The 25101-nt window shown below is 31.8% G+C and carries 26 protein-coding genes and 1 tRNA gene; 12 read left to right on the top strand and 15 right to left on the bottom strand.

The annotated features are described in order from the left end of the window. Positions 1-39: 39 nt before the first annotated feature. Positions 40-714, top strand: a complete 675-nt coding sequence (locus HNP65_RS00870; RefSeq protein WP_184618513.1) for a TIGR00266 family protein — start codon at positions 40-42, stop codon at positions 712-714. A 257-nt stretch (positions 715-971) separates the two neighbouring features. On the opposite strand, the gene mnmE is transcribed toward HNP65_RS00870, so the two are convergent. The 13 genes from mnmE to HNP65_RS00935 form a co-directional block, all read right to left on the bottom strand. Next, positions 972-2297, bottom strand: a complete 1326-nt coding sequence (mnmE, locus tag HNP65_RS00875) for a tRNA uridine-5-carboxymethylaminomethyl(34) synthesis GTPase MnmE (RefSeq protein ID WP_184618514.1) — start codon at positions 2295-2297, stop codon at positions 972-974. A 14-nt stretch (positions 2298-2311) separates the two neighbouring features. Continuing rightward, complete coding sequence (gene rsmG / locus HNP65_RS00880; RefSeq protein ID WP_184618515.1) at positions 2312-2950, bottom strand: 16S rRNA (guanine(527)-N(7))-methyltransferase RsmG; 639 nt, start codon at positions 2948-2950, stop codon at positions 2312-2314. Beyond that, positions 2947-3663, bottom strand: a complete 717-nt coding sequence (locus HNP65_RS00885) for a WecB/TagA/CpsF family glycosyltransferase (protein ID WP_184618516.1) — start codon at positions 3661-3663, stop codon at positions 2947-2949. Before HNP65_RS00885 ends, rsmG begins: the two co-directional genes overlap by 4 nt. 56 nt (positions 3664-3719) lie before the next feature. Then, positions 3720-3806: transfer RNA gene (locus HNP65_RS00890), tRNA-Leu, on the bottom strand. Between the two features lie 41 nt (positions 3807-3847). After that, entirely contained in the window at positions 3848-5011 is a 1164-nt protein-coding gene (locus HNP65_RS00895) for a type III PLP-dependent enzyme (protein WP_184618517.1), read from the bottom strand. 124 nt (positions 5012-5135) lie between these two features. Then, entirely contained in the window at positions 5136-6263 is a 1128-nt protein-coding gene (locus HNP65_RS00900) for a CD0519/CD1768 family membrane protein (protein ID WP_184618518.1), read from the bottom strand. A gap of 15 nt (positions 6264-6278) precedes the next feature. Then, positions 6279-6770, bottom strand: a complete 492-nt coding sequence (locus tag HNP65_RS00905) for a hypothetical protein (protein ID WP_343043437.1) — start codon at positions 6768-6770, stop codon at positions 6279-6281. After that, on the bottom strand, positions 6751-7668 hold the full coding sequence (locus tag HNP65_RS00910) for an SPFH domain-containing protein (RefSeq protein WP_184618519.1): 918 nt from the start codon (positions 7666-7668) through the stop codon (positions 6751-6753). The genes HNP65_RS00905 and HNP65_RS00910 overlap by 20 nt, the downstream gene beginning before the upstream one ends. Before the next feature lie 4 nt (positions 7669-7672). Next, entirely contained in the window at positions 7673-8074 is a 402-nt protein-coding gene (locus HNP65_RS00915) for an NfeD family protein (RefSeq protein ID WP_184618520.1), read from the bottom strand. A gap of 41 nt (positions 8075-8115) precedes the next feature. Further along, positions 8116-8982 carry an HD-GYP domain-containing protein gene (locus HNP65_RS00920; protein ID WP_246348151.1) on the bottom strand — a complete coding sequence of 289 codons (867 nt, stop codon included), beginning with the start codon at positions 8980-8982 and terminating at the stop codon, positions 8116-8118. Next, positions 8933-10843, bottom strand: coding sequence for a threonine--tRNA ligase (thrS, locus tag HNP65_RS00925; RefSeq protein ID WP_184618521.1), 1911 nt, complete (start codon positions 10841-10843; stop codon positions 8933-8935). Before thrS ends, HNP65_RS00920 begins: the two co-directional genes overlap by 50 nt. Positions 10844-10856: 13 nt before the next feature. Then, positions 10857-11261 (bottom strand): hypothetical protein, encoded by a 405-nt coding sequence (locus tag HNP65_RS00930; RefSeq protein ID WP_184618522.1) that lies wholly within the window; start codon positions 11259-11261, stop codon positions 10857-10859. Continuing rightward, a complete protein-coding gene (locus HNP65_RS00935) occupies positions 11258-11803 on the bottom strand; it encodes an HD domain-containing protein (protein ID WP_184618523.1) in 546 nt (181 codons plus the stop codon). The genes HNP65_RS00930 and HNP65_RS00935 overlap by 4 nt, the downstream gene beginning before the upstream one ends. A gap of 172 nt (positions 11804-11975) precedes the next feature. Between HNP65_RS00935 and thrC the strand changes: the two genes are divergently transcribed. The 6 genes from thrC to HNP65_RS00965 are packed head-to-tail and all read left to right on the top strand — an operon-like array spanning position 11976 to position 18005. Beyond that, complete coding sequence (thrC, locus tag HNP65_RS00940; protein ID WP_184618524.1) at positions 11976-13187, top strand: threonine synthase; 1212 nt, start codon at positions 11976-11978, stop codon at positions 13185-13187. Further along, a complete protein-coding gene (locus tag HNP65_RS00945) occupies positions 13184-13648 on the top strand; it encodes a (2Fe-2S)-binding protein (RefSeq protein ID WP_184618525.1) in 465 nt (154 codons plus the stop codon). The genes thrC and HNP65_RS00945 overlap by 4 nt, the downstream gene beginning before the upstream one ends. Then, positions 13641-14483, top strand: a complete 843-nt coding sequence (locus HNP65_RS00950; protein ID WP_184618526.1) for an FAD binding domain-containing protein — start codon at positions 13641-13643, stop codon at positions 14481-14483. The genes HNP65_RS00945 and HNP65_RS00950 overlap by 8 nt, the downstream gene beginning before the upstream one ends. Continuing rightward, a complete protein-coding gene (locus tag HNP65_RS00955) occupies positions 14480-15268 on the top strand; it encodes an FAD binding domain-containing protein (protein WP_184618527.1) in 789 nt (262 codons plus the stop codon). The genes HNP65_RS00950 and HNP65_RS00955 overlap by 4 nt, the downstream gene beginning before the upstream one ends. Continuing rightward, complete coding sequence (locus HNP65_RS00960; protein ID WP_184618528.1) at positions 15265-15711, top strand: (2Fe-2S)-binding protein; 447 nt, start codon at positions 15265-15267, stop codon at positions 15709-15711. The genes HNP65_RS00955 and HNP65_RS00960 overlap by 4 nt, the downstream gene beginning before the upstream one ends. Further along, the gene (locus HNP65_RS00965) at positions 15708-18005 is read left to right on the top strand and encodes a xanthine dehydrogenase family protein molybdopterin-binding subunit (protein ID WP_184618529.1); all 2298 of its coding nucleotides are present in this window, start codon (positions 15708-15710) and stop codon (positions 18003-18005) included. The genes HNP65_RS00960 and HNP65_RS00965 overlap by 4 nt, the downstream gene beginning before the upstream one ends. 48 nt (positions 18006-18053) lie before the next feature. Here the strand turns inward: HNP65_RS00965 and HNP65_RS00970 are convergent, their stop codons facing one another. Beyond that, positions 18054-19523, bottom strand: a complete 1470-nt coding sequence (locus HNP65_RS00970; RefSeq protein ID WP_184618530.1) for a C1 family peptidase — start codon at positions 19521-19523, stop codon at positions 18054-18056. Then, positions 19523-20842, bottom strand: coding sequence for a hypothetical protein (locus tag HNP65_RS00975; protein WP_184618531.1), 1320 nt, complete (start codon positions 20840-20842; stop codon positions 19523-19525). The genes HNP65_RS00970 and HNP65_RS00975 overlap by 1 nt, the downstream gene beginning before the upstream one ends. Before the next feature lie 128 nt (positions 20843-20970). Here HNP65_RS00975 and HNP65_RS00980 point away from each other — a divergent pair, with 128 nt between their 5' ends. From HNP65_RS00980 to HNP65_RS01000, 5 genes are read left to right on the top strand one after another with little or no spacing between them, the layout of a single operon-like run. Next, positions 20971-23097: a RelA/SpoT family protein gene (locus tag HNP65_RS00980; RefSeq protein WP_184618532.1), complete on the top strand. Its 2127-nt coding sequence runs from the start codon at positions 20971-20973 to the stop codon at positions 23095-23097. Next, entirely contained in the window at positions 23094-23543 is a 450-nt protein-coding gene (gene dtd, locus HNP65_RS00985) for a D-aminoacyl-tRNA deacylase (protein WP_184618533.1), read from the top strand. The genes HNP65_RS00980 and dtd overlap by 4 nt, the downstream gene beginning before the upstream one ends. After that, positions 23544-24335 (top strand): epoxyqueuosine reductase QueH, encoded by a 792-nt coding sequence (locus tag HNP65_RS00990; RefSeq protein WP_184618534.1) that lies wholly within the window; start codon positions 23544-23546, stop codon positions 24333-24335. Further along, positions 24335-24742 (top strand): ATP-binding protein, encoded by a 408-nt coding sequence (locus tag HNP65_RS00995; protein ID WP_184618535.1) that lies wholly within the window; start codon positions 24335-24337, stop codon positions 24740-24742. The genes HNP65_RS00990 and HNP65_RS00995 overlap by 1 nt, the downstream gene beginning before the upstream one ends. 12 nt (positions 24743-24754) lie before the next feature. Then, entirely contained in the window at positions 24755-25099 is a 345-nt protein-coding gene (locus tag HNP65_RS01000; RefSeq protein WP_126992360.1) for a divergent PAP2 family protein, read from the top strand. Positions 25100-25101: the final 2 nt, after the last annotated feature.

Here is a 25101-nt window from a genome sequence, read left to right on the forward strand (position 1 = left end):
TATCATAAATTTTATAAATAAACTTAAAGGAGGGGTTAAATGCTTTTTAAGACTGATTTTAGAGGTTCATACGCTATCTTGTTTGTTGAACTTGAAATAGGTGAAACTATTGTAGCAGAACCTGGTGCAATGGTTTCAATGGAAGGGGATATTGAAGTAAATACATCTACAGGAGGAATATTTAAAGCCTTAAAAAGAGCCTTTTTAGGTGGTGAACACTTTTTCCTCAATAAATATATTTCACATAGTAAAAGCAAAATTTCATTTGCCCCACTTCTTCCAGGTGATATTGAAGTAATAGATATCAAAAATGGATTTTTCCTTCAATCTACATCCTATCTTGCAAGTCAAGAAACTATATCAATAGACACAAAATTTGGTGGATTCAAAACTTTCTTTTCCGGTGAAGGTTTCTTTCTATTAAAACTTTCTGGATATGGAAAAGCTGCTATATCTGCCTTCGGTGGAATTTATCACAAAGAACTTGAACCTGGAGAGACAATTACTGTTGATACAGGTCATATTGTAGGATTTGATGAAACAGTAAAATATTCTGTTAGAACTTTTGGTGGAATAAAATCAACTCTTTTTGGTGGTGAAGGTCTCGTAGTTGATCTTGTTGGTCCAGGGAGAGTATATATACAAACAAGAAATTCTCCTGCATTTATCAACTGGATTAGAAATCTTTTACCTAGAGATACCGCAAGTAAGTAAAAATAATCTTTTTTTGAACCATTTAAAATTTTCATTAGTCAAAATAGTAGAAAAAGTAAAAAGTAGTTTTTATAATTGCTAATAAGGTAGAGTGTAATTCTTTGTTAACAAAAATGGTTCGTAACAGAAACTTTGGCAAGACTAACTTTGTAACATAAATGATGTAATATATTAAATAGAGAAACCCCCCTATCCCCCTTGAGATACACCCCCCACAGCTTTGAGCGGGCCAAGAAAAAGGCCCGTGTTTTTTTTATTTATTTTCCAACACAAAAGTTTGAGAAAATTGTATCGAGCAAATCTTCAGAAAATCTTTTCCCTATTAATACATCCAATTCTTCCAAAGCTTTTCTTATATCAATAGATATAACATCAACCTCATACCCACTTTTTAAATTAAAAATAGCACTTTCAACATTTCTTTTTACTCTCTCCAAAACTTCGAGCTGCCTTTGTGTTATTACATGAGAGCTTTCTCCAGATTCTATGATATCAGAAACCTTTGATAATATTATAGACTCTAAAGATCTAAAACTTTCTCCCGTTAAAGCACTTATTTTTACTGCATCTTTAAACTCCTTATTAAAATTATAACCAATATCGCACTTGTTCCATACAGGTATATAGTTTAATTTTTTTACCTTCTCAAAAATATACTCATCTTCCTTTGTAAAACCTGTTGTCGCATCCAAAACAAAAAGAACAATATCAGCCTTTTCAAGCTCTTTAATACTTTTCTGGATGCCTATACTTTCTACAACATCATCTGTTTTTCTTATACCAGCAGTATCAACAATAACAAAATGGATTCCGTTAATATCTATTTCGCCTTTAATAACATCCCTTGTTGTACCGGGAATATCCGTAACTATTGCTCTATCTTCTTCCAAAAGCTTATTTAGCAAAGTAGACTTCCCCGAATTTGGCTTTCCCACGATTGTCATAACTATACCTTGATTCAAGGTTAAAGCTTTTTTGCTTTTCTCAATTTTCAAAGATAATTCTTGATCTATTTTAGATAATAAATTGGAAATATTATCAAAATCAACTTCCATATCATCCGGATAGTCTATAGAAACTTCTATCTCTGCAAGTATATTTAATAACCTTGAACGATAATTTTCTATTTCTTCTGATAGTTTGCCTTTTAAATTTTCAAAAGAAAGTTTTAAAGATATTTCACTTTTTGCTTCTATTATTTGATAAATTGACTCTGCTTGAACTAGAGAAATTTTTCCATTTAAAAATGCTCTTTTTGTAAATTCTCCTCTTTCTGCAAGCCTTGCTCCACTCTTCAACACTGCTTCAAGAACTTTTCTAGTAACCAGTATTCCTCCATGACCATATATTTCAACTAAATCGTTTCCTGTATAACTATTTGGGGATTTATAAAAAACAATATTTACCTCGTCTACTATTTGCCCTTCAAATTCCATAAAAGCATGATAAACTCTTCTATAATCAACATTAGAAATTTTTACCAACTTTTTTGCAATATCATGACTTTTAGGTCCATCAATCCTTACAACTGAAATAGCACCTGTTCCTAAAGGGCTGGATATTGCCGCAATCGTGTCAAACAAATCCTAATCCCTCCTCACAAAGGTTGTTTCAAAATTTTATTAAATCTCCTCGGAAATTTAGAATCAGTTGCTTTTACTTTTTCAAAAACAAGTAACACTCTTTCTTTATCAAGAATATTATATTCCCTTATTTCTTTAAGTTTTACGTTTAGCTCTTTTATAGCATTTTGCGCACTATCTAACTCCTCCTTATAATTTTTCCCCTTGTAAAGAAAAATTTTTCCACCAATTTTTGAAAAAGGAACTGTCAATTCCAATATTACTCTTAATTCTGCAACAGCCCTTGAAAAAACAGAATCAAATCTTCCAATCAAATCTTTCTTTTCTTCAATTCTTGCATTTAAAAATTCTAGATTATTCAAATTTAATTTATTACAAACCCCTCTAACAAAATCTATCTTTTTTCTAGAAGAGTCAACTAATAACCCTCGAGAATTTTCAAACATAATTCCAATAAAAACTCCTGGAACACCTCCTCCGGTCCCAACATCTAAAAAATTACTCCCCACATCATTTTCTTTTAGTGGAATTAAACTATCCATGGCTAATAACTGGTAGGCAAGTTCTAGATCCTTTATTGCGGTAAGATTTAACGGTGCATTTATAATTTCTTTCAAGTATCTTAAAATTAATTGCTTCTTTTCAAATTTCATTTTATCTTACCTCTTAACACTAAATATGTGTATTTAATTATTTCAAAAGGCACATGCCTTTTTTTTATCGGAGACTGCAGCCATCTATAAAACCACTCTAATTTCATTTTTTGGAAAAACAGTGGTGCACGTTTTTTTAACCCTGAAATTACGTCAAAACTTCCACCAACACCCATTGCAAATTTAAAAGGCAATGAAAAGTTATTAAAAATCCATTCTTCCTGTCTTGGAACACCCATTCCTACAAAAACTAAGTCAGGTTTTAAACGTTCGATTTCCTCAGAAACACTTTTATCATCAAAAGGAAAATAACCATGATGAAAGCCAACGACATTTACACCACTATTTTTTAGCTTTTTAGCCGCCTCTTCAATAACTTTTGGTTTAGCACCTAAAAGATAAACCTTCCAGTTATACTCTTTAGACTTTTCACATAGATATAACATTGTGTCTATACCTGTAATTCTATCAGTTAAAATGTTTCTGTTCCTTTTTAAGGCCCATACTATTCCAGAACCATCGGGAATAATATATGTAGCATTATTTACAACGTTTCTATAATAACCATCCTTCAACGCTCTTAATAAAATAGAAGCATTCAAAGTTACTATAAAAGTTTTTTCATTAGAAATTATACTCTTTACAATTTCTTCTCTTATCTCATTTTCAAATCCAACTGTGACCTTTAACTGCGAGAAATTTACAATATCCACTTTCTCCACCTTTCTTACTTTTCTAATACAAAAAAATTCCCGGATATTACCGGGACTGGTGCCGAGGGCGGGACTTGAACCCGCACGGAGAAAACTCCACATGATCCTGAGTCATGCGCGTCTGCCAGTTCCGCCACCTCGGCATGTTACACAACTATATTATATCACATAAAATTTAAGTAAACTATACTTCTTCAAACAATTCTTGCTTTACAAATATTGAACTTTCAAAGATTATCTTAGGAGAAGGTATACCATTGAAATTTGTACCATATTCAGTAGTGTACGCTCCTGTGTTATACAATACAATTAAATCATCCATTGTTGTGGTTTTCGGTAAATTAATATCATAATACATTACATCAACGCTATCACATGTTGGACCTGCAAGAACAAATTTTTCCTTTTCTTCATCCTCTTTGTCAATAACTTCAACTTCATACCTTATATTTTGTATAGTTTCAGTAAGACCATGGAATACTCCTGCATCAGTATAAATCCATTTTTCTTCTCCTTTTTGGCTTCTTAAAATTACACTCGTTATCATTACACCAGCGTTACCTACCATTGAACGTCCTGGTTCCAATATTACTGTTACATCTTCTCCAATATAATCTGCAATTGCCTCATTTATAACTGCAGAAATTTCTTCAACTGTTGGAATATTTTTTGAATATTTTACTGGCATTCCTCCACCAGTATTTACCATTTTCATTTCAATTCCCATTCTTCTTGCCTCTTCAAATACTACAGAAACTTCCCTAATAGCAACTCTCCAATTTTCAGGGTTATAATTTTGTGATCCCACATGAAAACTCACACCAATTGGATTAAGTCCCAATGAGTGCGCATATTTTACCAACGAAATGGCGTGATCAACACTTGTTCCAAATTTTTTGGTTAAAGGCCAGTCTGCATCATCTTCCATCCCATTGGTACTAATTCTAACATATATATTCGAATTTGGAGCATTTTTTGCTATCTTTTCTATCTCCATTTCGCTGTCAACTGCAAACATTTTAATTCCTTTTTCATATGCAAACGCTATATCTGAAGATTTCTTTATTGTATTCCCAAAACTCATCCTCTCTGGTTCTACACCTATACTTAAGAGCTTTTCAATCTCTGGTCTTGAAGCCACATCAAAATAGCTTCCTAAATCTCTTAAAAGTTTTAAAATTTCAATATGGGAGTTGGCCTTAACAGCATAATAAATCTTTGAATTTTTTACATTTTCTACAAGTCTTTTGTAGTTATCTCTTATTATTTCCAAATCCATTACTAAAATAGGAGTTCCGTGCTTTTCTGCCAATGCTTTCAATTTTTGGTTGAGAATTTTTTTGTCCATTCTCCCCACTCCCTTCAGTAAAAAATCTAAAACAATAATAAACTAATTTATGCTACATTAAAACATACATATTATTAATTTTTTACTACAACATGTTACAATTTTGAAATACAGAGTGGGAAGGTTATAATAACATATAAATAAAATGTGAAAAAACACCAGCTGCAAGTCCTCCAATTGTATGCGACAAAATTGCTTTACCTGTCAAAAATCTATACCCAAGTTCATCCATCATAGCAATATGAGTGCTCAAATATCCACTCCAAGTCATTCCCATGGCTGTAAAGACTGCTATATCATTCGGTGTAATAATATTCAAATCAATAAACTTTGGGATTAATGCAAGTGCAGCACCAGTTGAACCTAATGAAGTTAAAGGAAAGGCAATCAATTCAGGATTGGAAAAACCAAACAACCACTTTAAAATGAAGAATATTTTTTCACCCAAATAAGGCAATATTGGAATACCTTCATATGCAAGTCCCTGGTATCCTACTGTTGGATCTTTTGGCCCAAAAGTAATCATCATTACAAAAGTGCTAATTACTAGTACTCCAGGAATGATACCTAATCCAATATCAACACCCTTTTTTCCACCATCAAGTAACGCAGTTAAAAGTCTCTCTGTAAAACTGCCATAACTATTGCCAGCCTCATATTCAACATTTATTACTTCTTCCGAATCATCGTATTCTCCCAATTTTTTCCTTGTAAAACTTGAAAAAACTCTTACGCTAACAATACTTCCAAAAATTGCACCCAAATTTCCAATAAACACGGCGGGAACTAGATTATACCCCATTTTACTACCTTGAGCAATCATAAAAGTTGAAACTATTAGTCCCATCCCAAAAGAAGTTCCCAAATTACACAGCAAAGGTTCTTGCCACTTTGCAAAGTTTTTCATAAACCTTTTATCCTTTGCAAGAGCAATAATAGCTGGATTATCTGAAAAGTAAGTTGCAATTATTCCCATCACAGAAACACCAGGAAGGTTATAGAGAGGTTTCATAAACGGTCTTAAAATTACATCTATCAAATCAGCAACCTTAAATTCAAACAAAAGACCTGAAAAAGCTCCAGTAATAACTGCTACTGCCATAATAAAAAATACGGTATTTAATAATAAATCATGGGCTGTTAGCATTAGTGTCTTAAAAAAATTAGAAACTCCCATATAGGAGTTTACAAACAAAAAAGCAAGTATCAATACTATTAGAAAAAGAAAAGCTTCAAAATATGATTTTTTCACAAATACTCCCCTTTCTCAGTCTAATTTTAGCAGAACCAGTATAATACCAACTAATAAAGATATTACACCAACTATTTCTGCATGCAACGACTGAGAAATGGGATAAGCGGCAATTAAAATCGCAAAATATTTAAAAAAGCTTCCAATTATTCTTTTGCTTACTCTTTTAATTGAAAATATAGCATACTCAAATCTATCTTTTCCCAAAGCTAAAACCAATATTCTAAACCTGGTATCTATAGAATAAATATCCCTAATAATCCTATAAAGTTGGTAAAGCGTTGAAAGAATTAAAAAGAAAAACAATTGCAAAATACCTTTAGGTATATAATACCAACCTAATATTCCAAGCCCTAAAACAATTAATTCATTAAAAACTCTAAACGTACCATATTTAAAGAATGTCTTTGAAATTACAATTAAAAAAGCTAATGCAATAGAAATCAGGAGCCCTACAGCCCCTGTAATAAGCGTAAAAAAGGTAACATCAAGCATTATCTTTTTCACCGCCACTCTTAAACATTTCAGAAATTGCTCCTATACTTCCTAAAATACCTGATAATTCCATTGGTAAGAATATCTTAGTTGCATTTCCATTAGCCATTTCTTTAAGTGTCTCAAGATATCTTACTGCAATAACATCGTTGGTAGGATTTCCTTCATGGATTGATTTAAATACTAACATAATAGCTTCACCTTGACCCTGAGCTTCAGCAATCAATTTATACTTATTTGCTTCTGCCACTTTCTTAATGGCCTCCGCTTCACCTTCTGCCTTTAAAATCGCTGCCTGTTTTTGACCTTCCGCCTTTAAAATTTCAGATTGTCTAATTCCTTCTGCTTCTAAAATTGCGGCTCTCTTTGTCCTTTCAGCTTTCATTTGTTTACTCATAGCCTCCATAATATCTTTTGGAGGATCTATTTTCTTAATTTCCACCCTTGTAATTCTAATTCCCCATTTATCAGTAGCTTCATCAAGTACAGTTCTAAGTTTTGTATTTATTTCTTCTCTCGAGGTAAGCGTTTGATCAAGTTCTAATTCACCAATAACATTTCTAAGATTTGTTTGTGCAAGCTTTATGGTTGCAAATTCAAAATTACTAACATTGTATACTGCCTTGTATGCATCTGTAATTTCATAGTATATGACAGCATCTACAGTTACAACAACGTTATCCTTTGTAATAACTTCTTGAGGTGGAACATCTATGACATGTTCTCTTAAATCTACTTTTATCATTCTATCAAAAAAAGGAATTATAAAATGAATACCAGCTTTAACTTCTTTTCTAAACTTTCCAAGTCTTTCTACCAATCCTCTTTCATACGGTCTAACAATTCTTATACCAGATGCCGCAACTAAAAACAAAAAGAATATTAATATTAAAAACAAAAAGTATAACATATTATCATACCCCCTTATCTATTTTTTCAACCACAACATGTGCACCTTCAACTTGCAAAATTTTTACATATTCCCCCTTTTTTATTACAATTTCATCATCATTTGAGAATGCTCTCCAGGTATCACCATTTACTTTAATAATTCCAGTTCCTGCTTTGTTGTTAATATCTTCTAAAACCAAGGCATGCTTTCCAATTATCTCATCAACATTAATCTTTCTCGTTTGCTCTCCACTAATTTTATTTGCAAGAGGCCTTGTTAAAATAACCAAAATACCAGAGGCTACTATAAATGTAACAAGTTCCCAAATTGTATTGCCTATGAAAAAAGCAACTAGTGCTGATGCCAATGCGCCTACACCAAACCAGAATATAAAAAACGTAGGCGTTAATATCTCAGCTGCCATTAATATTACTCCTAATATAATCCAAAAAACTGTCGGGCTAATTATATCACCCCCTCACTTTTTAAAAAACTTTCAAATTTTTCGACCAAATTTGGATCAAAATATTTTCCGGATAACTTTTTAATCATTTCCATAGCTTCTTTTGGAGTTTTTAGTTCAGATTCCCATTCTGAAGAAATAAAATGAGTTGTTTCATCAAAAAAATCTAGTATAGAAATTACTCTGGCATAATATGGAATCTGTCTTTCTCTCAAACCATCAGGATAACCTTTTCCATCCCATCTTTCATGGTGATATCTAACAGTTGGAATATATTCCCACAAAACTTCGAACATCGAAAGAAAAATACTTCCCATAACTGTGTGATCTTGGTAACTTTCTTCAAACAATCTCATCCTAGTGGGTGAATATAACATTAATTGTTCAAGGCTGATTTTTCCAACATCATGCAAATATGCATGAAATACAAATTTTCTTAATTCTTTCTCATCCATTCCTAAAAATCTTCCAAATTTTTCCGCCATTCTTGCAACTCTTTCAGTATGGCTATATCCATCACTGTCTTCTACTTCACTTAAAACTATTATATTTACAAGCAAATCAACAATTAATTCTTCTGCCTTATCCTTGTGTAAAACATTTAAGTGCCCTCTTACAACTTTTTCAATTATTATAGGTAAAAGGTCAAAATATTGTTTTTCGTTTTTGAGAGAAAAAACAATATCTTGATTCTTTTCTACAAAGATAAATCCATTTTCTTCAAAAATATTTATATCTTTTTCTCCTTTTTCAAAACCTATATCATAGTCATATAATTTTTCTTTCAGAAAATTTGATAATTCTTTTGAAATCAATTTATCACCTTCTTTCAGCAATAGCCTTGCGGACAATCTCAACAAATTCTTCAATATTTACATCTTTTTCCTCGGCTCCATCTCTGCTTCTAACACTTATTTTACCACTTTTCTCTTCATTTTCTCCTACAATAATCATATATGGTACTTTGCTGATTTGAGCTTCTCTAATCTTATAACCAAGCGTTTCGTTCCTACCATCAACTTCAACCCTAATATTATTTTCACTTAACAACCTTGCAACTTTTCTTGCATAATCAATATATTTATCAGAAACTGGTAACACTAATACCTGTACTGGTGAAATCCAAAGTGGGAACGCTCCTGCATAATGCTCAATTAATATTCCAAAGAATCTTTCAAGTGATCCATATTTTGCCGTATGAATCATCACTGGCCTTTTTTCAATACCATCCTTGTCTACATATTTAAGGTCAAACCTTTCTGGCATTTGAAAATCTAGTTGAATTGTTGCACATTGCCATTCTCTACCAAGAGAATCTTTTACATGAAAATCAACTTTCGGACCATAGAAAGCACCTTCACCTTCTGCAATATCAAAATCAAGCTTTATATCTTCTAAAACTTTTTTTAGAGCATTTGTTGCTTTTTCCCAGGTCTCTTCATCCCCCATATGATCTTCTGGCATGGTGCTCAAAGTTGCTCTGTAAGTAAATCCAAATGGTTTATAAAGTTCGTCTATAAGCCTTACAACAGAGCTTACTTCTTCTTCAATTTGATCTTGTCTACAGAATATATGAGCATCATCTTGAGTAAATGCCCTCACCCTAAGAAGCCCATGTAATACTCCACTTCTTTCATACCTATGAACCTTCCCAAATTCAAAAAGCCTTATAGGAAGATCTCTGTAAGAAACTACATCATTCTTATAAATCAGAATATGTCCTGGACAGTTCATTGGCTTTACTGCGTATTCAGTCTCTTCCTTTTCTGTAAAATACATATTATCTTTGTAATGATCCCAGTGACCGCTTTGATGCCAAAGCTTTACATTCATAATTAATGGAGTCATTACTTCTTTATATCCATACTTTTTGTGAAGTTGTCTTGAAAAACTCATCAGTTCATTTAAAATAGTTGCACCTTTTGGAAGGAATATTGGCATTCCAGCTGCAACATCTGTGTTTATAAAGAATAATCCAAGTTTTGGACCTAATTTTCTGTGATCTCTCTTTTTAGCTTCTTCAAGCATTTTTAAATAATTATCCAATTCATCTTTGGTAGCAAATGCTGTACCATAAATTCTTTGAAGCATTGGATTTTTTTCACTACCTCTCCAATATGCACCAGAAACAGACAATAGTTTAAAGTGCTTTATCATTCCCGTTCTTGGTAAATGTGGTCCTCTACATAGATCCACAAATTCTCCTTGCTTATAAAAACTCACTTTTTCATCTTGTATTTCTTTTATTAACTCTACTTTGTATATTTGACCTTTTTCCTCCATCATCTTTATAGCTTCATCTTTACTCAGTTCAAACCTTTCAATCTTTAAATCTTCCTTTATGATCTTTTTCATTTCTTTTTCAATCTTTTCTAAATCCTCTTCTTTTATAACCCCATTCAATATTTCAAAGTCATAATAAAATCCATTTTCAATAGTAGGACCTATACCTAGTCTAACATTTTCTGGACCATATATTCTCATAACTGCTTGAGCCATTATATGTGCCATGGTATGCCTAAAAAATTCTGGCGCCTCTTTATCCTTTTTCGTTATAATTCTTATCTCACAATCAAAGTCAATAGGTCTTTCAAGATCCCATAGCATTCCATTAACTATTCCTCCAACTGCATTTCTGTATAACCCTTCACTAATCTCTCGTGCAATTTGTGCAAGCGTAATTTTTTCTCTATATTCTTTTACACTTCCATCTGGTAAAGTTACCTTCATTATATTACCTCCTCTATTTAAATTTTATTATTCCTTTCTTTATTAAATATCCATATATCAACAAAGAAATTAATATTGAAATAATAACTACTTTTAAATTACCATTAATCAAAAACAAAGAATAAAAAATAAAAGCTTCCAGCAAAGGTAAAATCCAAATCTTTAAGAAAGAATCTCTATACGACTCTATTAATATGATTAAAAATATCAAAAAAATATTAATTAAATTAAAATCTTTAAAGATTACCATATTATATAAAGAAAGAAAAACAACGTATCTTAACGCTTTTTCAAAGCTAAAGCTATTAACAGATTCTAAAAAGAAAAACAACATAAAAGATAAAAAAAGATCGGAAAACGCTAAATCAAAAGAAATTAATAAAAATGGAAAAAGCCAAAAAAACAAACCTGATATCATAAACCAAGCTCCTTTGATATCTTCTTCATTGCATTTAAGGCAATTTCATAAAATTTCTCAAGTGAAAGACCAAATTTTTCACAGCTTGCCATTTGATCCCTATTTGCCCCTCTTGCAAAAGATTTTTCCTTAAAACGTTTTAATAAGAATTGAACATCTATTGATTCTAACTTTTTTTCCGGTTTAATCAGTGCAGCTGCAACAATAAAACCAGTTGTAGGGTCAGCAGCATAAATTGCTTTTTCAATCAAAGTATCTCTAGATTTTTTCCCACTGTGGGCAAGTATTGCATTTTTAATATCTTGACTAACTAAATCTCCAAGCAACTCTACTGTTTTCAATCCATGCTCTTCTGGAGTATTTTTCGTATATTCATAATCTAAGTCATGTAAAAGTCCTGCAAGTCCCCAAGTTTCTTCATCTTCCTCAAAATAGTTTGCAAGATCTCTCATAACTGCTTCTGTTGCAAGACAATGTTTTATGAGATTTTTTGTCTTAACATGTTCATTTAAAAGTTCCCATGCCTGCTGCCTATTTATCATACCTAAACACCTCCACATTTATAGTATATCATAAGTTTAAAACGAAAATCACTAATAATATCTGTAAAATTTTCAAAAATTGTAAAATTCAAAAAAATTCTTAATTTCTTGTTATTTTTTGATTACATCAAATATCAAGTATAATTTAAAACAAACTATAGGAGGGATTAATGTGTACAAATTGAAATGTATAACTTGTGGTACTATTTATGATCCAGAACCAAATATGTATACCTGCCCCAAATGTGGCGAAAGATACGGAACATTAGAAGTAATCTTTAATTACGATTTAATAAATGTTAAAAAATCTGATTTTGACAAACATGGAGATATCTCACAATTTTCAAAGATTTTACCAATTACAGAATATAAAGTCAAACAAGTCGTAGGTAATACCCCTACATATGAATTTAAAAATTATTATGGCATAAAAAAAGTCTTCTTTAAATACGATGGGACAAACCCTACTAGCTCTTACAAAGATAGAGCCTCAGCAATTGCCATCTCAAAAGCATATGAATACGGATATGATACCATCTACTGTGCCTCAACTGGAAATGCAGCAAGCTCTCTAGCAGGCCTTTCAGCACCTACTGATCTTAAAACTTTTATATTTGTACCTAAAAATATTCCAATTGCAAAACTTGCGCAGTTACATGTTTTCGGAGCAAATGTAATTCTTGTTGACGGAAATTATGATCAAGCGTTTGATATATCTACAAAAGTTGGCAAAAAGTTAAATTGGTATTCAAGGAATTCTGCTATTAATCCATACCTTCTTGAGGGCAAAAAGACTGGTGCTATGGAACTTGCTGTACAACTTGATTTTGAAGTTCCAGATATCGTTTTTGTAAGCGCAGGAGATGGAACAGTTATAAGCTCAATTTACAAAGGTTTTTATGATTTTTACAACTTAAACCTTATACAAAAAATTCCAAAAATAATCGGTATTCAAGCAAAAGGGGCAGATGCAATTGCAAAAACATTTTCTAATGGAAAACCTTACACTCCTGTAGATATAATACCAAACACAATTGCAGATAGTATTTCTGTTGGGAAGCCTCGTGATGTAATAAAAGCATGTAAATATGTTGAAAAAAGTGGTGGAACATTTTTAACTGTCAATGATGAAGAAATCAAAACCGCAATATTTGAACTTGCTAAAAACACGGGTATTTTCGCAGAACCTGCTGGTGCCGCTGCATATGCAGGTTTTAAAAAAGCTATCTCTATGGATTTACTAAAAAAAGAAGATACTGTAGCAATATTTATTACTGGAAATGGCTTAAAAGATATTAAAGCTGTGCAAGATAACATAAAAATTAATCCTATTCCACCAGTATTTGAGAAAATCATTGAATACATAAATGGGGTGAAAAAATGAAAATTAAATTCACACTCAACGGACAAACAATTGAAAGGGATGTACCTGTTTATAAAAGAGCTCTTGACTTTTTAAGAGATGATTTAAAGATAACGTCTGTAAAGGAAGGATGTGGTGAAGGAGAATGCGGAGCTTGTACGATAATCGTCAACGGTAAAAATGTTCATTCATGCCTTATGCTTGCAGTTGAGCTTGATGGAAAAGAAGTGATCACACTTGAGGGTATTAAAGATCCAATTAAAGATGCTTATGTTGAAGCTGGAGCAATACAATGTGGATTTTGCACACCAGGATTTATAGTTTCAACAAAAGTGCTACTCGATAAAAATTCCAATCCAAGCGAAGAAGAAATAAAAGAAGCACTTGAGGGAAACCTTTGTAGATGTACTGGATATATAAAGATCATTGATGCTGTGAAAATAGCTTCTAGCAAGATCAAAGGAAGTGAAAAAAATGATTAAAAATTATTTCTTACCTAAAACCGTTGAAGAATTATCTGAAATTAAAGCATCTACAAAAGGCTTCCTCTTTTCCGGTGGTACTGATCTTTTTGTCAAAATGAGGGCTAATGCAATAAAAACAGACACAGTAATAGATACAAAAGCTATTATTGAAGGCCCAAAAATTAGTGATAAACTATTTATCCCATTAAACTTTACATACAGTCAACTCAGAGAATATCTAAAAGATAATAACATAAACGAATATCTAAATAATGTAATAAGGCTAATTGGTTCACCAATGATTAGAAACAGAGGAACTCCTGTAGGAAACATTGCAAATGCATCACCGGCGGGAGATTTTGTCCTTGCAAGTTATCTTTTAAATGCAAAAGTGATTGTCAAACCATCAAATAAAAAAATCCCCATTGAAGATTTTATTAAAGGCCCAGGAAAAATAGAATTAGAAGATAATGAATTTATTTTTGGAGTAGAACTTGATATAAAAAATGACTATAAATTCTATTTTGAAAAAGTTGGCAGAAGAAATGCGATGATCATCTCAATTGCAAGTATTGCAATACTATTAAAAGAATCAAGCAACAAAATTGATGACATTGCAATTTGTTACGGTTCCGTTGGACCTACAATATTGCGTGAAAAGCTGCTAGAAGAAAAAGTAAAAGGCAAAGAGATTAGCTTAGAACTTTTTGAATACCTTGCAAGCGAATATGAAAAGCTTTCAAATCCAATTACTGATGTTAGAGCATCAAAAGAATATAGAAAACAACTTGTGTACAACCTCATGATTAAAGCATATTACAATCTTAAAGAAAAGAAGGTGGTGGATATATGATAAAGTTTAAAGAATATGTAAAGCCAAAAACATTAGAAGAGGCATATCAAATACTAACCGAAAAAAATTCACGAGTTATCGGAGGAGCAGCATTTTTGAAACTTTCAAGCCAAGAATTTGATGTTGCAATTGATCTAATAGATGCAAATCTTGACTTTATAAACGACTATCCAGAAAAAGTTGAAATCGGTTCGATGGTGACAATATCAGCTTTTGAAGAGCATCCTGTACTTTCAACTTTATACAACGGCTTTTTAAAAAATGTTGCAGAAAAAATTTTAAGTTATCAAATGAGAAATATAGTTACTGTTGGAGGAACTATATTTCCTAAATACGGTTTTTCCGATTTAATTACCGCTCTTTTAGTATTAAACACAAATGTAAAGTTATACAAAAACGGTGAAATACCACTTGAAAAATTTCTTGAATCAAAAATAACAAAAGACATCATGGTAAAAATCGAGATAATGAAAGAAGATTTAAGGGTAGCATTTAAATATGTTAGAAATTCAGAATATGATTTTTCTTTACTAAATGTAGCTGTATCAAACAATAAGGGAAAATTCAAAATTGCTGTCGGTGCAAGACCTGGTATAGCTCAACTTGCTAAAAACGCTGCAGAATTTTTGTCAAATAACACAGTCACAAAAGAAAGTATTGAAAAAGCTGCAAAAATTGCAGCTGAAGAATTAAAATTTTCAGATGATTTAAGGGCCACAGCAGAGTATAGAAAAAAGGTTTGTAAAGCACTTGTAAAGCGTACCCTTGAGGAGGTGACAAAATGAAAATTAGTCTAATAATAAACGGTGAACAAAAAGACGTTGAAATAAATCCAGATGATATTTTACTCGATGTTCTAAGAAAGCTAGGCTATTATAGCGTTAGGAGAGGTTGTGACACTGGAATGTGTGGAATTTGTACTGTATTATTTGATGGAAAACCTGTACCTTCATGTTCTGTTTTTGCTGCAAGAGCCGATGGTCATCATATAACAACAGTTGAAGGCCTCGAAGATGCAAAAGTTTTTGCCCAATATCTTGCAGAAGAAGGTGCCGACCAATGTGGTTTTTGCAGTCCTGGATTGATCGTAAATACGGTCTATCTTAAAAATAAAAACATTAAAGATAAAGAGGAAATAACAGACAAATTAATTGGTAATCTTTGCAGGTGCACTGGATATGTAGGGCAGCATAGAGCAATAGAAAAATTCTTGGGGGTGGAAAAATGAAAGAAGTTACAAGAAAAATTCCAAAAAAGGATGCATTAGGTCTTCTTTTAGGAAAACCAGTATACACAGATGATCTATCCCCCAAAGACGCACTTGTGGTAAAGATTTTAAGAAGTCCCCATGCATTTGCAAAAATAAAAAGTATTGATACATCGAAAGCAGAGAAAATTGACGGAATAGAATGTGTTTTAACATATAAAGATCTTCCAAGAATTCCGATAACTAGAGCAGGACAGGGCTATCCTGAACCTTCACCGCATGATTGGTATATACTTGATGAATATGTAAGATATGTTGGAGATGAAGTTGCAATTGTTGCAGGAAAAGATGAAAAGGTTGTAGAAAAAGCATTGTCAGAAATTAAAGTAGAGTATGAAATACTAGAACCAGTTTTTGATTTTGAAAAAGCAGAAAATCATCCTTCAGTTATACATCCTGAAAAAGAAACTCATCCAATGTTTGAAATAGGGTTTGATGCTAAAAAAAACATTGCAGCATCATATGAAATGGAAATAGGCAATGTTGAAGAAGAGCTAAAAAAATGTGATGTAATAATTAACGAAAGATTTTATACACAAGCTCAAGCACATGTTGCTTTTGAACCACATACCGCTGCCTCATATATTGATATGCATGGAAGACTAGTGATTATTTCTTCAACACAGGTACCATTCCATGTTCGAAGAATAATTGCCGAAGCATTTAATATACCAATAAAAGACATTAGAGTTGTAAAACCAAGGATTGGTGGTGGCTTTGGTGGAAAACAAGCAATACATGGTGAGCCTTTTGTTGCCGCTGTTACATTAAAAACAGGAAAACCTGCAAAAATTGTTTATTCTCGTCAAGAAGTTTTTGAAGCAACATATACTAGACATCCTATGAGATATGATATTACACTAGGAGCAACAAAAGATGGAAAATTAAAGGTTATTGACATGAAAGGTTTATCAGATACCGGAGCATATGGAGAACATGCTCTTACTACATTTATGGTTGCTGGTTCAAAAACACTTCCAATGTACAACAAAGTTGATGCTGTAAGATTTTCAGGAAAAGTTGTTTATACAAATAAAGTACCTGCTGGGGCATATAGAGGATATGGTGCAATTCAAGGAAACTTTGCACTTGAATCTGCTATTGATATCTTAGCAGAAAAACTAAATATGGATCCTGCAGAATTTAGAAAAAAGAATATGATACGTGAAGGCGAAACTTCACCAATATTCAAGATAATGGGCGAAGGCCGTGAAGGAGTAGATATGATTGTAAGAAGTTGTAAATTAAATGAATGTGTTGAAGAAGGAATGAAATTAATCAACTGGAAAGAAAAATTTCCAAGAAAAAAAATATCAGAAACTAAATTCAGAGGAATTGGAATGGCAATAGCAATGCAAGGTTCAGGTATTGCAAACATTGATATGGGATCCGCCATACTAAAATTAAACGATGATGGATCATTTAATTTATTAGTTGGAGCAACGGATCTTGGTACTGGAAGTGACACAATACTTGCCCAAATAGCAGCTGAAGTCCTTCAAGTTCCTACTGAAAATATTATTGTTTATTCATCAGACACCGATCTTACTCCATTTGACGTTGGCGCATATGCATCAAGTACTACATACGTCTCAGGCAATGCTGTCAAAAGGGCAGCAGAAAAAATGAAAAGAATGATTATTAGAGAAGGAGCGCTTAAATTAGGGCTTGATGAATCAAAAGTAGACTTTGATGGAAAATATATATTGGAAAAAGATGGTAGTAAAAAAGTTGATTTAAAAGAACTTGCCACAGTTTTGTATTACACTGAAAATCAAAAGCAGCTGATTGCAGATGCTTCATATGTTGGTGAAGAATCTCCACCACCATTTATGGCAGGTTTTGCAGAAGTTGAAGTTGATATTGAAACAGGAAAAGTTAAGCTTATAAACTATGTGGCGGTAGTAGATTGTGGTGTTACAATTAATCCAAATCTTGCAAGAATTCAAGTTGAAGGTGGTCTTGTGCAGGGAATTGGTATGACATTATTTGAAGATGTTAAATACTCACCAAGTGGAAAATTATTGACAAACAATTTAATGCAATATAAAATTCCTTCAAGAAAAGATATAGGAAATATAATCGTAAAATTTGTAGAAAGTTATGAACCTACTGGTCCCTTTGGCGCTAAATCTGTTGCAGAAATTGGAATTGACACACCACCGGCTGCAATAGCTAATGCAATATATAATGCAGTCGGTGTTAGAATTACATCTCTTCCAATAACTCCTGAAAAAATATTATCAAAATTATAAAAGATATGCCCCGGTTTTAAAACCGGGGCATATTTTTAAATCATATTCTTAGTCATTTCCATAAAGTTTATTATATAAAAACACCCAAGTTGCAACATCATTTCCATCAATTTTTCCATCTTTTGGGAATGAAATATCGAGCTTTTCTATGTCGGCACTTTCAGTACTACCAACTTTTGAAACCAAATAATTAAAGTCATTAATGTCTACAACACCATCACCATTACAATCAACTGAATCTCCCTCATGTTTTGCTAAATCATCAAAGATGGAAACATACATGTTCCTTGAATCGATCATCCACCAACCAACTTTTTTTGCCTCATACGCTTCTTTAGAAATTGCTGGAACTACAAAGTAGCCTCCATCTCCCCAATTGTAACCCCATGAATTTTTTACAATCCAGAACAAGCTGGTTGTATAAGTCGCATCAATTGTAGGATCATAATATGTGAATGAGCCATCTGGAAGTTCTTCATCTAGAATTGGACTTGCTTCAGGATTAATTTTTGAAGACAATATAACATCGTCAAGATCTTTTCCATCTACCCAACCTACTAGCGTAACAGCATGCCCACCTGATTGTTCATTTGAAGTAGGAACATATATTCCACGGCTATATCCTCCAAAATCAGCTGGAACAGTATATGCAACTGAAAGAGAGCCAAAGCGTTTTAATGCAGTTTTTATCATATTAATGTATTCTTCATAACTATAACCTAATTCGTTTGCACTTACCGCATCTGGTATCATTATTGTTCTGCTAGCTTTAATTCTTGGAGCCCTGTATGCTTGTGGAGGCAATGGTATTACTTCATCTGAAACAAGATATACGTCCGAATATGGAGCAGATTCTTCCTTAATCATACCATATCTAACCATATTATAGGATGAAAAATACACATTCCCGCCTTCCAAAGAGTTTTTATCCTGTACATACTCATATCTAGATTTTGTATATACATCCCAATCAATATTATGATATGCTGCCCATCTTTCTGAAAAATCAACTAAATTATCTACATTTCCTTCTTCTTTACCAAGAACTTGTACTGCATAAGCACTTTCCATCATAGCTGCTGTTGAAAATGCCCAACAACTTCCGTGCATATATTGATCTCTGATTGGTTCTAATCTATAAAAAGTCTTATCTGTTATATTTTCAGGTTTAATCAACACAAAAGAAGACATCATTAAATCATCTGTTGTTGTCATATTATCTGGAGTCACTTTTCCTTTAAAGGAGTTAAGATAATTAAATATCTTAGATTTTACCTCAGATGGTAATTCTCTTGTGCCGTTTAATTTTCTTAAAACTTCATCAACAGAAGTAACATTAAATTTTTCAAACTCTTCAAAAAACTTTTCATTAGGAGAAGCTTTCCAGAGCAAGCCAAACTTTTCAATTCTCGCATTAATATTATTTGCATATTTTTGAGCATTATCTACAAGAGCTCCAGCAAACAAAAATACTCCAAATATAGCTAATATTAAAAGCACAGAGATTTTCTTAATCATTATTCCTCACCTCCTACGGTGATAACTACAGGTGTATGATCAAATACAAAACCATCAACGTTTGAATTATCTTTGTCTTTTATAAGTGGATTTGGTAAATCTGGATAATTTGAATATGTGTTCCACCAACCCTCATAAACTAAGCTTGCTGAAAGTTCCCCAGTTGCATCATCGGTAACTGTAAAATTAAGAACTGCAATTGTTGATGTTGCATCTTCAGATTCATCCTTCTCATCAAAAAATGCCTTGTAAAGGACTACAGAAGAATCATTCTTATTATATGCACCTGTTTCTTTCAATCCATCCATAAATTCTGGAAATTCTACAGAATCTAACACAAGCATAGTACTATGATTTAGAGCAAATTGCATATATCTCACATCATATATTTTTGCAAAATCAGCAACATTTTCAGCCTTTACAAAAATCTTCAAGGATTGACCTGGAGATACTGTCTTCTTTTCTGGCATAATTTTAAACACTGGCTTAGAATCAGAGTTATACCTTTCATGAATCATAAATTGACCATAAATATGTTTTGAAAAATCAGTAGTAGTAATATATCTTGAGTACCATTCGTTCAATTCAAATCCAACTTCTGCAAAAGGAACAGTTAAAGTATATCCCTTATAAGTACCTGAAACGCCAGTATATTTTAGGTTAATTTCATTATCATTGTATTCAATATAGCTTAATTGCCAAACTGTATCATACTGATTAACTGGATTTGGAATATTATACCAAAGCTGATCATATGTAGTCGCTGTTGAAGGTAAAACTTCCCAGGTATCGTATATGTTATTTCCATCTGTATCCAACAAATTCAACCTTCTTCTTTCAAGAACTACTTCACCATTATCCATAACTTTTTCATTCAGCTTATAAAATCTTATATATAAATCTGTCGCAGGTGAAAGAAGATCATCAGACAAATAATCATAGTAAATTTTTCCACCATCCAAGTATACTTCCCTTTCAAGTGCCGAAACTTTGAAACTTAATTCCTTTTTAACATCACTATCTGGTAAAATAACTTCAACTTTGTATTCTCCTTCATCTTTTGCTGCAAATACATGTGTCAAACTTGTCTGTGTAGCTTCAAAATAAAGCTTTCCCTCTAAATATACCTTTATCAACGATGATGCTGGTTTCCCATCTTTTAACATCCCTACTTCAATAATACTATTTGGAGGTAAAGCTTCTCCAGCCCCTACTGAACTTTTAATCGTATAATCGTGCGATTCAAACATGTTACCTATACAACCACTAAGCGCTAAAAGCAAAACCAAACCTAAAATAGAAACCCACAGCTTCCTCACCTTAATCCCTCCTTTAATTTAGTAGAATTTAACTCTTTACATACTTATTACATTTCACATCGATATTATAACACACTTTGCAAAATTTGTGTTAAAATATTTCCAAAAGAGTTAAGGAGTGTTTAAATATGATAAATACTGAAAAATATATTAAAAATTTGGAAACGGTTCTTAAAAGAAAACTATCAGAAACCGAAAAAGAAAAAATCAAAAAAGCAGTCAAATTAGCTGAATATGGGCATGAAGGTTATTATAGAAAATCCGGTGAGCCTTTTATCACTCATCCAATTGAAGTTTCTAAAATTTTAGCATCATTAAAATTAGATATTACTACTATAATCTCTGGAATTTTACACGACACAGTTGAAGATAGTGAAGGCAAAGTCACTTTGAAAGAGATTGAAGAAATGTTTGGTAAAGAAGTTGCATTAATTGTTGATGGAGTAACAAAGGTCAGCAAGATTAATGCACCCGTTGGAAATATCGAACAAAAGAAAAAGAGCGAAACCATACAAAAAATGCTCTTTGCAATGGCTGAAGATGTAAGAGTTATTTTTGTAAAACTTGCTGACAGACTACATAATATGCGAACAATACAATATGTAGAAGATGAGGAAAAAAAGAAATACAAAGCACTTGAAACCCTTGAAGTTTATGCTCCTATCGCACATAAACTTGGGATTCATGTAATTAAGTGGGAACTTGAAGACCTTTCTTTTAAAGTTTTATACCCAAAAGAATATTACATGATTAAAGAATTAGTATCTGAAAAAAAGAAAGAAAGGGAAGAAAGAACAAACGAATATGTAAATCAACTAAAACTTGCATTAAAAGAAAACAATATAAATGCTAAAGTAGAAGGTCGTTATAAACATTATTACAGTATCTGGAAGAAGATGAAAGAAAAAAATAAAAAATTTGAAGAAATTTATGATCTTATTGGAATAAGAGCAATTGTAAAAGACGTCCAAACCTGTTATACTGCTCTTGGAGTAGTACATCATATTTGGGTCCCACTCCCTGGAAGATTTAAAGATTACATTGCAGCTCCAAAATCAAATGGTTATAAATCAATTCATACCACAGTTGTAACACAATACGGCGAACCTTTAGAAATACAAATCAGGGACAACCAAATGCATAATGAAGCTGAATATGGATTAATTGCACATTGGATTTACAAAGAAAAAAATGTTGATCTAAAGCAAAAATGGTTACTTCAGCTTCTTGATTGGCGAAAAGAACTTCTTCAAGGAAGTACAAACCTTTCCGAGCTTAAAAATGAATTGCAACTTGATGAAGTATTTGTTCTAACTCCAAAGGGAGAAATAATTCATATGCCATTGGGATCAACCGTAATCGATTTTGCCTATGCTATTCATACTGAAATAGGGCATCACTTTGCCGGTGCAAAAGTAAATGGAAAAATTGTTCCAATAAATTACAAGCTAAAAAATGGTGATGTAGTAGAAATTTTAGTTAATAAATCAAGTAAAGGCCCAAGCCTTAGCTGGATAAAGTATGCTAAAAGTCCTAGAACAAAAGCAAAAATTAGAAGATTTTTTAGAGAAAAAGAAAAAGAAAAACTAATCGAATCTGGAAAAGATGTTATTAGAAAGTTATCAAAAAGGTTAAATATTTCCATAGAAAAATTACTCGAACATGAAAAAGTAAATGAATTTATAAAAAATCATAATTTGAGCATAGATGAATTTTATACACGCATAGGTGAAGGTAGTATTACTTTTAATGATTTACTAGAATTAATAGAAAACAAGCCCGAAAAAAATTACAAGAAAAAAACAAAAGCTTCAAAAAAAATTAAGAATGCCGTTGAAATAGATGGAATATCAAACATTGATATTCACATAGCCAAATGTTGTATGCCAGTTCCAGGTGATGAAATAGTAGGAGTAGCAAGCAGAAGAGGAATAACTATACATAGAATTAACTGCAAAAATATTAGAGATATAGATGAAGATAGACTATTTAAAGCCAAATGGTTATCTGATGATTCAAATGAATTTTTGACGAACTTAGAAATTGAATTTGACAAAAACGAAAGACTTGCCGAAATAATGAATCTCTTAGTTTCAAAAAACATAAACGTAAAAAGTTTTAAATTAAATGAATCAAAAAATTGGAATTCAGTCTTTGCACATCTGACAATTGTGGTAAAATCTTTAAATGAACTAAATGATATAATAAGTCAATTAAATAAAAAATCTGGAATATTGAGGGTGAGAAGAAGATGAGAGCCGTAGTACAAAGGGTTAAAAATGCAAAAGTTGAAGTAGAAGGAAAAACAGTTGGAAAAATAGAAAACGGACTTTTAGTATTGCTAGGAGTTGGAAAAGATGACGATAAAAAAGACATCAAGTATCTTTCCGAAAAAATAATTAATTTGAGAATTTTTGATGACGAAAATGGAAAAATGAACCTTTCATTACTTGATATAAAAGGTGAGCTCCTTATAGTATCTCAATTCACTTTATATGGTGATTGCAGAAAGGGTAGAAGACCTTCTTATTCTGAATCAGCATCTCCTGATATCGCCAAAAAACTTTATGAAGAATTTGTAAATATCTGTAAGAATTATAATTTAAAAGTTGAAACTGGTGAATTTGGTGCACACATGCAAGTATCTTTAGTAAATGATGGACCTGTAACTTTATTACTTGATTCAAAGAAGGTGTTTTAATTGCTTCTTCACGTATGTTGTGCGCCAGATTTGGTGCCTGCATACTTTCATATGAAAGAAAAAATAAAATACATTTATTTTTACAATCCAAATATCCATCCAAAATCTGAATATGAAAAAAGATTCAATGAAGTTTTGAAACTTGCAAAGATGTGGAATTTAGAAATTATTGAAAGCAGATATGAACCCGAAGTTTACTTTAGATATGTGAAAGGTCTTGAAAATCTTGGTATTAACAGTCCACGGTGCGATAAATGTATATATCTTCTTTTAAAAAATACAGCAATTACAGCTAAAATAAACAATTTTAATTCTTTTGCAACTACTCTAACTTCCTCTCCAAGAAAAGTTTTGGAAAAAATAAATAAAATTGGTAAAATAATAGAGCAGGAAGTTAAAGTAAAATATATCGAAACATATTTCAGGAAAGGAAAGGAATACCAAGAAGCTTTAAAATTTATCAAAGAACAAAATATTTACCGTCAGACATATTGCGGTTGTATATTTTCAAAGATTGAACTTGAAAATAAAAGAAAAGAAAAAATCGAAAAATCAAAAAGAGTTCTAAAAGAATACGGAATAACTGATATCCCAGTTTTACCTGAAAAATTAGTAATAACAAAAGAAAATTTTGAAATATTCTCAAAAAACTTTATTGAGATAATTAAAGCTATTCAACCAAAAATCTTATACGTTGACAATTTTGTTAAAGAAAAATACAATTTAAAAGAAGGTTGGAATAAATTTGGAAATTATAATCAAAAAATACAAATTTTAAAGGGGAATGGATAATGGATATAATTTCAATTACTTTTCTCTCAAAAAGTGAAAATATTAAAATCGCAAGAAGTGTAGTACAAAAATTTTTATCTCAAAAATCAGTTAATGAGCAAGATATATTTGATACTGAACTTGCAGTTAATGAAGCAATCGCAAATATAATAGAGCATACATACAAATTCGAAAAAGATAAAATTATTAAAATGACGTTAAAATGGACTGAACCTAATATTCTAGAAATCTATCTTAGAGATTTTGGACCCAAAGTTGATCCATCAAAAGTTAAGCCAAGACCTCTAGAAGAAGTTAGGCCAGGAGGATTAGGAGTATATATAATCCAAAAAATATTTGATGTTATGGAATTTAAAGATGTAAGTTGTGGAAATCTTTTACTTCTTAAAAAAGAATACAATATATAGAGGTGTAAATATATGCTCCAATTATTATCAAATAAAGCATTATTAGCTGCTTTCTTTGCATTTTTAAGTGCTCAAATATTAAAGGTGATAATATATAGAGATATTAAAAGTTTTGGAAGATACGGCGGAATGCCGAGTGCACACGTTGCAACAACAGCAGCTTTGGCTTGGGAAGTTGCAAGGCTAACAGGTTATAATTCGCCAGAAACTGCAATAGCAGCAATTTTTTTATCAATAGTTGCTTCTGATGCAGTTGGTTTAAGAAGAAAAGTAGATCCAAATAGTGGACATACATTAATTGAAGCCATACTAGGATTTATTCTTGGAACAATCATTGCATTTATAATTCCAAAGTAGGA

Origin of the sequence: Thermosipho japonicus (assembly GCF_014201655.1) — a bacterium.
Classification (GTDB): Bacteria; Thermotogota; Thermotogae; order Thermotogales; family Fervidobacteriaceae; genus Thermosipho; species Thermosipho japonicus.

Coding starts and splice junctions, on each gene's coding strand:
- HNP65_RS00895 (WP_184618517.1), bottom strand. CDS start 5,011: ATGGACAAAAAAATTCTCAACCAAAAATTGAAAGCATTGGCAGAAAAG.
- thrS (WP_184618521.1), bottom strand. CDS start 10,843: ATGAAGGTAACTTTACCAGATGGAAGTGTAAAAGAATATAGAGAAAAA.
- dtd (WP_184618533.1), top strand. CDS start 23,094: ATGAGAGCCGTAGTACAAAGGGTTAAAAATGCAAAAGTTGAAGTAGAA.
- rsmG (WP_184618515.1), bottom strand. CDS start 2,950: ATGAAATTTGAAAAGAAGCAATTAATTTTAAGATACTTGAAAGAAATT.
- HNP65_RS00910 (WP_184618519.1), bottom strand. CDS start 7,668: ATGTTATACTTTTTGTTTTTAATATTAATATTCTTTTTGTTTTTAGTT.
- HNP65_RS00955 (WP_184618527.1), top strand. CDS start 14,480: ATGATAAAGTTTAAAGAATATGTAAAGCCAAAAACATTAGAAGAGGCA.
- HNP65_RS00965 (WP_184618529.1), top strand. CDS start 15,708: ATGAAAGAAGTTACAAGAAAAATTCCAAAAAAGGATGCATTAGGTCTT.
- HNP65_RS00935 (WP_184618523.1), bottom strand. CDS start 11,803: ATGATAAATAGGCAGCAGGCATGGGAACTTTTAAATGAACATGTTAAG.
- HNP65_RS00970 (WP_184618530.1), bottom strand. CDS start 19,523: ATGATTAAGAAAATCTCTGTGCTTTTAATATTAGCTATATTTGGAGTA.
- HNP65_RS00945 (WP_184618525.1), top strand. CDS start 13,184: ATGAAAATTAAATTCACACTCAACGGACAAACAATTGAAAGGGATGTA.
- HNP65_RS00930 (WP_184618522.1), bottom strand. CDS start 11,261: ATGATATCAGGTTTGTTTTTTTGGCTTTTTCCATTTTTATTAATTTCT.
- HNP65_RS00950 (WP_184618526.1), top strand. CDS start 13,641: ATGATTAAAAATTATTTCTTACCTAAAACCGTTGAAGAATTATCTGAA.
- HNP65_RS01000 (WP_126992360.1), top strand. CDS start 24,755: ATGCTCCAATTATTATCAAATAAAGCATTATTAGCTGCTTTCTTTGCA.
- HNP65_RS00915 (WP_184618520.1), bottom strand. CDS start 8,074: ATGGCAGCTGAGATATTAACGCCTACGTTTTTTATATTCTGGTTTGGT.
- HNP65_RS00870 (WP_184618513.1), top strand. CDS start 40: ATGCTTTTTAAGACTGATTTTAGAGGTTCATACGCTATCTTGTTTGTT.
- HNP65_RS00980 (WP_184618532.1), top strand. CDS start 20,971: ATGATAAATACTGAAAAATATATTAAAAATTTGGAAACGGTTCTTAAA.
- HNP65_RS00995 (WP_184618535.1), top strand. CDS start 24,335: ATGGATATAATTTCAATTACTTTTCTCTCAAAAAGTGAAAATATTAAA.
- HNP65_RS00960 (WP_184618528.1), top strand. CDS start 15,265: ATGAAAATTAGTCTAATAATAAACGGTGAACAAAAAGACGTTGAAATA.